General features: G+C 51.7%; 6 protein-coding genes and 1 pseudogene. 3 read left to right on the forward strand and 4 right to left on the reverse strand.

Annotated features, from left to right (window positions below; all coding sequences use genetic code 11):
* Positions 1–448 precede the first annotated feature (448 nt).
* On the forward strand, positions 449–2,650 hold the full coding sequence (locus tag AACZ40_RS11590; RefSeq protein ID WP_291172369.1) for a tetratricopeptide repeat protein: 2,202 nt from the start codon (positions 449–451) through the stop codon (positions 2,648–2,650).
* A gap of 24 nt (positions 2,651–2,674) precedes the next feature.
* On the opposite strand, the gene dnaA is transcribed toward AACZ40_RS11590, so the two are convergent.
* The 4 genes from dnaA to AACZ40_RS11610 form a co-directional block, all read right to left on the reverse strand.
* Positions 2,675–4,204, reverse strand: a complete 1,530-nt coding sequence (gene dnaA / locus AACZ40_RS11595) for a chromosomal replication initiator protein DnaA (protein ID WP_291172366.1) — start codon at positions 4,202–4,204, stop codon at positions 2,675–2,677.
* Between the two features lie 347 nt (positions 4,205–4,551).
* Entirely contained in the window at positions 4,552–5,487 is a 936-nt protein-coding gene (locus tag AACZ40_RS11600; protein WP_291172362.1) for a GNAT family N-acetyltransferase, read from the reverse strand.
* Positions 5,488–5,612: 125 nt separating this feature from the next.
* Entirely contained in the window at positions 5,613–6,173 is a 561-nt protein-coding gene (locus AACZ40_RS11605) for a hypothetical protein (RefSeq protein WP_339674489.1), read from the reverse strand.
* Positions 6,174–6,179: 6 nt separating this feature from the next.
* Positions 6,180–6,812, reverse strand: coding sequence for an RNA polymerase sigma factor (locus tag AACZ40_RS11610; RefSeq protein WP_291172356.1), 633 nt, complete (start codon positions 6,810–6,812; stop codon positions 6,180–6,182).
* Between the two features lie 781 nt (positions 6,813–7,593).
* On the opposite strand from AACZ40_RS11610, the gene AACZ40_RS11615 reads away from it, so the two are divergent.
* Complete coding sequence (locus AACZ40_RS11615; RefSeq protein WP_291172353.1) at positions 7,594–8,643, forward strand: aldose epimerase family protein; 1,050 nt, start codon at positions 7,594–7,596, stop codon at positions 8,641–8,643.
* Between the two features lie 44 nt (positions 8,644–8,687).
* Positions 8,688–9,840, forward strand: a pseudogene (locus AACZ40_RS11620) (hypothetical protein); the annotation flags it as partial.

Raw genomic sequence — 9,840 nt, forward strand, 5'->3', positions numbered from 1 at the left:
CAGAAATCATAACAATCAGAAACGAAAACGCCGCGGCAGAATTAATGCTGCGGCGTTTTTATCTTTATATGCAGTAATGGTTTATGTGTTGTTCGCAGCGATCATCCACGACTGCCGAAACCCGGTTTGGCCCGGCTTCCGTTTCGTTTCCAAAATTCGTATCGACATGATTTTACAATCGTCATAGAATCCGCGCCTGATACCTTTCTCTCTCATTTCTAATCCTGCCAATCACTTTATCACAATTATCGGTTGCCCCTCGAACAGCAGAATTCAGCTGCTGGTATTTCAGTCACAAACTGTCGGATGATTTTCCGGTCAGATTTCTGAAATTCCTGTGTCTGGTTCTGGTCACGATTGAGGGCACGAAATCCATTTCCCATTGAGTCGAATTAAACTGAGCGATCTTCCCTCGCTGAATCAAGGTTGATATCCGATGAAAGCTCGAATGTTTCAACATCTCGCAGTCCTGTCCTGCTGTTTTATCTTTTTGAATGGCTGTCAGTCTGGTCCCTTTGCGCAGAGTTCACAATCTTCGGATGATCTGGCTCAGAATGTCACAGAGGAAAAAGTGGAGTCTGACATTCAGAAGAAACTGCGAGTCGCCATGGCTCAGGAGCGGAAACGAGGTCAACTGGAACGACACAGCAGGCACGAACAACCCGATCGCGCGGAACAGTTAGCCGATATTCCGGTACTGGATCAAAAAATCACAGCGACCTCGAGCATGACAGAATCCAAAGCACTCCCGTTGAGTACGGCCCGGACTGCACCTGCTCAAGCAGATGAAGCGACGGTACAACAGGAGTTGAATCTGGCTTACGATGCAGATCGGTCAGGTAACCTGGAGAAAGCCCAGGGGTATTACCAGCGGGTGCTGGCGATGGACCCCCGTCATTTCGAAGCCCTGCATCGACTGGCAATCATCGAAGATAAAAAGAAAAACTATCCCGCGGCGGAAGCGTATTACCTGAAAGCGCTGAAACTTGATCCTGCCAATCCTGATTTGCTGAGTGATATCGGCTATTCCTATATGCTGCAGGGACGGGACGACTATGGTGAAAAATATCTGCGGGAAGCACTCAAATATCAACCTCGCCATGTGCGTTCCCTTGATCACTTAGGCTGGTATTTTGGTCGAACAGGTCAATATGACCAGGCGCTGGCTCTGTTTCGTATGACGAGCGGCGAAGCCCAGGCCCGGCAAAAATTTGCCCAGTTGTTTCCCGGCGTCAATCCGGAGATGAATCTGGCCCAGGCAGGCACAACTCAACACAACGTTCAGCGGTTTGCTCCTGCGAACCAGTCTTCCGGAATACAGCCGGTGGAGCAGGTCCAGACCAGTCAGCAGCAACCCGTTCAATATGCGGCAGGTCAAAATGGGGCGATGCAAATCCAGGAACAACCGACAGCACCCGCGATGAATCAGTCGGGTCAGAATCCCACCCAGCAGATTGCCGAGATGATGCGACGTGAACGGGAAAAAGCAGTCCAGGCCCGTGATGCCGTCCAGGAACTGCCTGCCATCAGTCCTCATTCAGCCATGCTGCAGCAGACTGCCAGCACGCCACAAAATACGTTCCCCCATCAGGAAAATCCTCGGCACCTGGTACAGGCTCCGCAACCTGCGCCTGCTCCCGTGCAGTATGTTGATCCTGATGCACAGATTCAGGCCTGGCCACCCGCGGGCGATCCTGAAATCAGTCAGGCCGTCGATGCTTCCAATTACTGGGCCATGAAAGAGCAGCAGCAAGCCGCACAGCAGTCGCCACAGTATCAAAATCAGAATCAGCAGTATCAGAACTATCCCCCCTCACAGCAGGGACAGTACCAGAATAATCCCCAGGGGAATGCCGCGCTGCCAGCACAGCAGATGCCACAGCAACAGTACCCGGTTAATATGCCCCAGGCAGGACAACCCATGTATGGCAACCAGTATCAGATGCCGGGACAGTTTCCCGATTATCGGATCAATTCGACACAACAGAATCAGAATACCGAAAATCAATATTCAGAGAATCAGCAGCAGAATACCGATCAGGCGCAGATGCGAGAAGCCGCGCTGACAGGAATGAACGCCGGCCCCGGCCAGATGTTTCCGATGGCAGAAGCGCAACAGAATCCCTACGGGAATTCACCTTTGATGAGTCCACAGACGCAGGTCGGCACTTTGATCCCGGCGTCTGCCCAGGTTCCCGGTCAGAATGCCTTTCAACCGGGTGGACAGAATATTCGGCAGGTACAATATGATCCGGCGGCCTATCAGCAGCAACCCCAGGCCGGTGGTGTGCGGCAGGCGGGTTATGAATACTCGAATCAACCTCACCAGCAGCCCAATGGATACCAGGGGCAGGGCATGCAACCTGTCCAGAATGCCGGCGGGTTTCCCCGGTTACCGTCTGAGCTGCCTCAGTCAGCCATGTATTCTAACAATCCGGATTTCGCGCCTGCGAACGTGCGGACCGCCGGTTCCGAATTACAGCAGGGCAAGCAACAGGGAGTCTATCAGTCGGGCCAACAGGCGGCAGATCAGAATCGGCAGTTGCTCATGAACCCGAATTCGAATCAGCCTGCACCGTCCCGGTTTCAGTGGGGCGCTCAGCCAGTCCCGGTTCCCGGTCAATACTCGAACGCTCAGGGGCAATATTAAACAGTAAATCGGAATGCACGTTGATTAACTGGCCAGCAGCTGCTGTTCCAGCGATTCAATAATTTCTTCAGTGGACCAGTCCTGCAAAGCGACCCGGATGGAAGACTGGTTTTCGAGCCATTTACGAACTTTTTTCTCAGCGAACATTACCGTGCTGTGATTGCGTCCGCCAAAAAAATCGCCGATTTCAGTGTAGGCGGCCTGTGTGAGTTTCCTGGCGAGGAACATGGCCAGCATGCGCGGCTGACTGATATTTCTTGCGCGTCGGGAAGATTTCAGGTCAGCTTCTGAAATTCCAAACGTTGAGCAGACGATCTGTTGGATGTCGTCCATTTTCACAATACGGATACAGTCCCGTTCGAGATCGGCCAGCACCTGCCGCGCCATCGTCGTGGTGATTTTCTGTTTCGTCATCACGTGCCAGGTCTGCAGGCAGTTAATGGCGCCTTCCAGTTCCCGCACATTATGTGTGAAGCGGCGGGCCACGTATTCCAGCGCGCCCTCGGTAATGGGGGTTTTGAGCTGTAATGCCCGCTGACGGGCAATTTGCAATCGCAGTTCTGTTTCCGGAGCTTCAACCCGACAGACCAGGCCGGACAGAAACCGGGTGGTGAGCTCTTCACTCATTTTCGTTAACAGCCGCGGATGCCGGTCGGAGGAAAAGATCAGCTGCCTGCCATGGCTTTCCAGATGTTTGATCGTATGTAATAGCTCTTCCTGGAAAATGCGTTTGGATTCAAAGAAATCGATGTCATCAATAATCAGGACATCCACGTTGCGAAACCGCTGGCGGAAACTGGGTAGTGAGCGTTCCTGTAATGCTTTGGAAAAGTAATTTCCGAATGATTCAGCCGTCAGAAACACAACCTGCAGTGAAGGGTACTGCTGTCGAATTCTCCGATAGAAACCTTCCAGCAGATGTGTTTTTCCCAGGCCGACTCCGCCGTGAATGAACAGCGGGTTATACAGGGCCCCGGGCTGTTCACTCGCCTGCAACGTTGCCATGTAGGCAAGTTGATTCGATTTTCCTGAGAGGAAAGTCGACAGGTCAGCAAAGCGTCTGCCTTTATAGGGAGACGCTTGAGCCGGTTGTTGAACCGGTTGATGACCGCCGTCGATGCGTTCTGGTTTCTGGTCGGAAGAGGGCATCAGCTTGCGGTTTGTAGTATCCCCGTTGACCCGGGAAGTTGCCGGCTGTGCTTTCGAACTCAATTCCTGGCTGGCCAGTTGCGGATCGACCTCGAACCGATATTCTGCCGCGGGACCGATACAGGCGATCGCCGTTGCATAGATCTCGGAGGAGAACTTTTTCTGCATCCAGGTCAGTAAGAACGGGCTGGCAACTCCGATGATGAGGAGACTTGCTTCCAGCTTGAGACTGACTTTTCCTGCGAACCAGTTCTGGAAACTGCGCTGACCGACTTGCTGCGCAAGCAATCGAAAGACTGCTTGCTCGTTTGATTCGGTTAAAACAGGCCCCAGCTTGGCTTCCGTTGGTCGCCCTGCTGATTCAGCACAAAGCGTACCCTCCACTGCCAAAGACGTGGGTTGCATCTTGCACCCTCCCCCCGCGCGCAACATTCCCGCCCATAATACAGGAAAAAGCCAGATCCTGCTCGTTCCGTATCGATCATGGGTGTGAGGTATATGTAGAAATGATGCGCTAAAAAGCTCCATTGTTTACAGCGCCAAAAGATTTAAGGCATTGGTCTTGATCGACGCTGCGTTTACTCATTCAGTGGGACTGATACTAGCTTGAATCCGCAGAGAGTCAAACAGAAACGCATCGGAATTTTTTCAGAATTTTCAGACCGAAATCAAAAGCTGTTTTACCAGCAGAAAATCACAGTTTTGATCCAAAAAATAATTAACGGACTCATCTTTTGCCTGTGCAAAACATGTTAATGAATTTCTGGTTTTTTTTCTGAGAATTGCGAACGCATACGCGCATGCACGCTCAATGTGTGCTGTCTGATAAAACCTGATTTTTCGTAAATCTTTATCGCGTAGGAATTTTTGTGATCAACGGCAAGCATTAAACCGGATTGATTATGGGCGACAGCCTGTCGCAGTCCGAATTCGATGAATGCGGCGCCATAACCCTTTCCACGCTGCCCGGGAGCGACTCCCATGTAGACGACTTCCCAGAGATTTTCAGCCCGATGTTCCGATAACAGCAGCACACCCAGGTCGGTATGATCACGTTGAAACAGATACCAGTACTTCTGATCAGAGTCGCCGGAACTGCGATGTGATTCCAGCGATTCTTCCGTGGTGCGGCAGTGATTGAGAGCCGGGCAGTCAAATGAGAGCTGGTGCGTCTGCTCCAGCAGTTCCAGAAAACGGTGACGGTTTGCCTGTCCATCAAAACGAACGCATTGAATCTGCTCGGTTTTCAGTGGCTCACTGAGGCGGACGTCGGTCAGAGGGTGCCGCATGAACAGCAGGTTTGTCAGATGCGGGAATCCGTTCTGGGTCAATAACCGCCTCAGATTCAGTTGTCCTGGCTCAAGCAGTGCCTGACCGATACTGATTTCGGACTGATCAATGCGGGCTGCCATTTCCTGAAGCAGTGCCGCGGCACAATCAGTACGTGACGTAAAGGGAGGCCAGAAAAAAGCGGTTGCCGCATCCGTGAAAACAAGCACGCCTGCTCCCAGCAGAATCCCATTCTCACGGGCGATCAGCAGCTGTTTGCGACCGTTCTGATCGGCTTTGATAGTAGCGAGGAATTCGTCGATCTGCAGGTTCTGATCCACTTCTGAGGCATCAGCAAAAATGAACGCTGATGCTTCAGGCCACTCTTCCGGTGACGCTTGGGAGACAGTGATCGACATAAGCGGAGCTCATTCCCTGAGGCTGATTGATGCGACCCTTTCAAGAAGGGAAGCGACATTTACAGATATCATAAAAAAAAGGCTGGTCGATTGACCAGCCTGAGCTCAGGAATGAAGAGCTGAACTTAAAATTTGACGGAATTTAACTGATGGGTATTCCGTGAATCGTGGCGGAGACGAGGTAGCTCGTATCCGTAAGGATTCATCTGATGTTCCAGCATCTGTTCCGGCGAACCCCACTGCTGATCCGGAAAATCACGCAGGTTCACATTTGAGAAATTATGATTATCCAGAACATTCACAGGATGGATGGATTCCGAAGCCGGAGCAAATGTCTGCTGATCTGGCCGGGGATTGTTCGTGACCAGCATGAGGGCCAGACAGCACGCCACCGTGGTCAGAGTCGGTAGCAGGACATTAAAACGCGTGGGTCGGTTTTTCCGGCGACGGGCCGCAATTTTAGCAGAGACCTGAGGCCACACGCTGTCCTGTAAAGAAGGCACCGGGGCGCTGTCAAACTGATTTTGCAGTGCTTCGTAGCTTTTTTGCAGCTGTTCATACTGCAAGCGACATTGCTCACAGTTTTGTAGTTGTTTTTCGAGTAGTTTGAGTCCGGTGCCCGACAGGTCGTTTCCGACTGCCAGAGCAACGCGCGACTTCAAACCGTTGCATTGTGCGCAGTACATGTCTTGTTATTCCTTGCCCGACATGGAGCTTTCTACATTTTGACGATTAGACCACAGTTTCTGGAAACGGTTTCTTGCTTCTGCCAGTCGCCAGCGAATCGTTGCTTCTTTGCGGTCCAGAATCGCTGCGATTTCGGAAGTCGAGAAATTCTCCAGATCACGCAATACGAGTACGGTCCGATACTTTTCAGGAATCTCTTCCAAGATGGCCTGGACTTCCTGATTGATATCTATCTTGTTCCTTGGATCCGGGACTGAGGGATCGAAAGGAGTGTCTGAGGGACTGTCACTGAATAACAGCCACCAGCCTCTTCGCTTCTGTTTTCGCAGATAATCCAGAGCCTGATTGACCCCGATCCGGAACAGCCAGGGACCAAATCTCCTGGATGTATCGAATTGATCGAGACGCTCATAGCTTTTCAGGAATGTATCCTGTGCCAGATCTTCTGCCAGGTCCGGGCTTTTGACGAACTGAATCAGCACACGGATCAGTCTGCGCTCATAACGCAGGACTAACTCGCCAAATGCGCTGTCGTCACCCTTGCGAGCTGCTTCCACCAGACGGGCATCACTTGTCACGCCCCCTGAAGGTAAAGAATCTCGTTCCTCAATTTTTTTATCGACCATTTCTAACTGCATGTCTACCTCCCCTCTCCGCGTTATTTGACACGCTCTGTCTATTACTACGCCAGAGAGAGGAGAAATGATGGGAATTTAGTAAAGATTCCGGAAGGGAATCAAATATTCTCCAAATCAATTCGCCTGTCTTTAATTATAACTTACTCTCATTTGTTTTGGGGAGGATTCAGAGAATCTGTTTTATAAAATTGTAAGTATTTATATATCAGTACTTTACATTTCTTGTTAACACGAATGTCGTGAAACTTTAACCTGAAATTAGTGTGCGGGCGAATATATAGATCGCCCCCGTTGAGCGTTTCACAGGATGGAAAATAAAAGGGGGCTGTTTTTTTACGCGGTTCATAATTTACTGCGAATTTTATTGAGAGTCCCTCTATTGAAGCCTGTTCCTGGACTTTCCAGTCCGCTGTGAGGCCCTCTTTTCACCGTGGATTCCCTCACCCGAAAGCAGCCGGCGGTCTCCTCTGAAGGGCTGACTTCGCGGCTGATGTTCCTTCCCGGGTGCCTGATGTTTTTTCAAAGGCTTTACGCAGCCAGAGGGATTCGTTTCTGCATTACATTTGCAGGGGGATTTGTTATTCTGGTTTGCAGAGATATTTGAACCGAGCCTGTCAATAACATCCCATCGGTAGCGAGAGGACTTTTAATGATGCAACGGAAATATTGGAGTGGAATCATCAGTGCTTTAATTCTGCTTACAGGCTGTTCAGAGGAAAAGGCGTCCTCTCCTGATTCCCGAAAGGCCGCTTCAGATAAAACCAGTGCGAAGGATGCAGACATGAATACCGGAAATGAATACCAGCTGACCGTTCAGGAAGAGCCCTATGGAACTACCGCTGGCGGCCAGGAGATCACACAGTTCCTGTTGTCTAATACAAAAGGAACGAGCGTTAATATTATCAACTATGGCGCGATTGTGACCGCGGTTTACCTGCCCGACCGGGAGGGAACATCCGAAAATGTCACGCTGGGTTTTGATTCCCTGGCCGCTTATGAGAACAAAGGCCCGTATTTCGGTGCCATCTGCGGTCGCTATGCCAATCGGATCAAGGATGGAAAATTCACTCTCAACGGGAAAGAGTATCAACTGGCTCAGAATATTCCTCCCAACCATCTGCATGGAGGCAACGCAGGCTTTGATAAAAAAGTCTGGGCCGCTGAAAGCTTCAGCAGGAAAGATGAAGTCGGCGTGAGGTTGAGTCTGGTCAGTCCGGATGGCGAAGAAGGGTATCCCGGTAAACTGACGTTAAACGTCATTTATTCGCTGAATAACAACAATGAACTGAAAATCGATTACACCGCCACCAGCGATCAAGCGACGCCCCTCAATGTGACCAATCACTGTTACTGGAATCTGGCTGGTGAAGGCAAAATCCTGGATCATGAACTGGTTCTCAACTGCGACCAGTATCTGCCGGTGACGGACGAAGCGATTCCTACCGGAGAACTCAAGTCGGTCAAAGGGACACCGATGGATTTTACTTCGGCCCACAAAATTGGAGAGCGGATCGATCAGGTCGAAGGCGGATATGATCACTGCTGGGTGGTCAATCAGAGTGATCAGCAACCTGCCTTCTGTGCGCGGGTCAAAGATCCCGAGTCGGGTCGCGTAATGGAAGTCTTCACTACCGAACCCGGCGTGCAGTTCTACACGGGGAACTTTCTGGATGGAACCCCGGCCAGCGGCGGTTATCCCAAAAACGGCGGGCTCTGCCTGGAAGCACAGCATTTTCCGAATTCTCCCAATCAGCCGGAGTTCCCCAGCACCATTCTCAAGCCGGGGGAAGTCTACGAGCAGACGACCATTCATAAATTTTCAACAGAGTAAACAGCAGCGGACGGCCCTGCTGTGTATCAGAAGGGGAGACTGCGATGAACGTCGAACGGACCGCCTGGGACAGGAAATCGGCGCGCTTGAGAAACGTGGTTTTCATGACAGTCTGTCTGTCGTGCTTCCTGGTTTCCGGCAATCTGCTGGCGGAGTCTCCTGCGGCAGCAGCAGTGGAAGGACAGCCGCTGGCCGCGAATGTGAAGCGGCTCATTTCTGCGCTGGATTACCTGGGGGCTCCTTTACCCGCGCCGCTGGTTCAAAAACTGAATACCGCCTGTGATCAGCGGGACGCAGCTGCGATTCAGAAATTACTCGATCCGGAAGTCTTGTGTCTCGTCTCCCTGAACCCGGAAGTGCGGACGAAAGTGGCCCGCGGACCAGCCGCCGCTGTGTTGCAGCAAGGGGGCTTTACGCCGTTTGTGGTGAAGGTGGTCAATCAGAGTACGGTGACCAGGCAGCTGCAGATCTCCAGTCCCCAGGCAGGCCCTGTCTATTCGGGAGGCGCATTGAGTTCGCTGAAGCGCCAGGCACAGCCGGAATTGAATCGGAATGAAACCAAAGACAGTAAGACCGATCGCTTCCTGGAAGTCGAACTGTTTCAGGCGAGTCCGATGACGGCCCAGCTGAGTGGTCTGGAAGTGGAATATGTGCTCGCTCTGATCTACTGCCACGAGTCAGGAAAACGGGAAGCCACGCTGGCTTTCGATGTGGGAGCGGGTACGCAGGATATTGGTTTTCGGGGTGAAGTGCCGGTCCTGTTTGATGTGCGTCCGGCTGTGCCCGTCCAACTTACCATCAAAGACTTTGACGGCAGACCCACCGCCGCGCGACTTCTGTTTCGCGATTCCCAGGGACACGTCTTTCCTCTGCAGGCCAAGCGGCTGGCACCCGATTTCTTTTTTCAACCCCAGATCTATCGACAGGATGGTGAGACCGTGATGCTGCCTGCTGGCGAACTGGAAATGGAGTATAGTCGCGGCCCGGAGTATCAACGGCTGACCCGGCGTGTCAAAATTTCAGCAGAGGCAGAGCAGACCCTGGAAGTGAATCTCAAACGCTGGGTAAATCCCCGCGAATTCGGTTTTTATTCCGGCGACCATCACATTCATGCAGCAGGCTGCTCTCATTATGATAACCCCACGAAAGGGGTTTCTCCGCAGGACATGTTCAACCAGGTCAAAGGAGAAGGCATGA

It is taken from the genome of uncultured Gimesia sp., assembly GCF_963972345.1.
In the GTDB taxonomy this organism is placed as follows: domain Bacteria; phylum Planctomycetota; class Planctomycetia; order Planctomycetales; family Planctomycetaceae; genus Gimesia.

Excerpts from the sequence above, each read along its gene's own strand:
- AACZ40_RS11590 (WP_291172369.1), top strand. The coding sequence starts at position 449 with ATGTTTCAACATCTCGCAGTCCTGTCCTGCTGTTTTATCTTTTTGAAT.
- dnaA (WP_291172366.1), bottom strand. The coding sequence starts at position 4,204 with ATGCAACCCACGTCTTTGGCAGTGGAGGGTACGCTTTGTGCTGAATCA.
- AACZ40_RS11600 (WP_291172362.1), bottom strand. The coding sequence starts at position 5,487 with ATGTCGATCACTGTCTCCCAAGCGTCACCGGAAGAGTGGCCTGAAGCA.
- AACZ40_RS11605 (WP_339674489.1), bottom strand. The coding sequence starts at position 6,173 with ATGTACTGCGCACAATGCAACGGTTTGAAGTCGCGCGTTGCTCTGGCA.
- AACZ40_RS11610 (WP_291172356.1), bottom strand. The coding sequence starts at position 6,812 with ATGCAGTTAGAAATGGTCGATAAAAAAATTGAGGAACGAGATTCTTTA.
- AACZ40_RS11615 (WP_291172353.1), top strand. The coding sequence starts at position 7,594 with ATGAATACCGGAAATGAATACCAGCTGACCGTTCAGGAAGAGCCCTAT.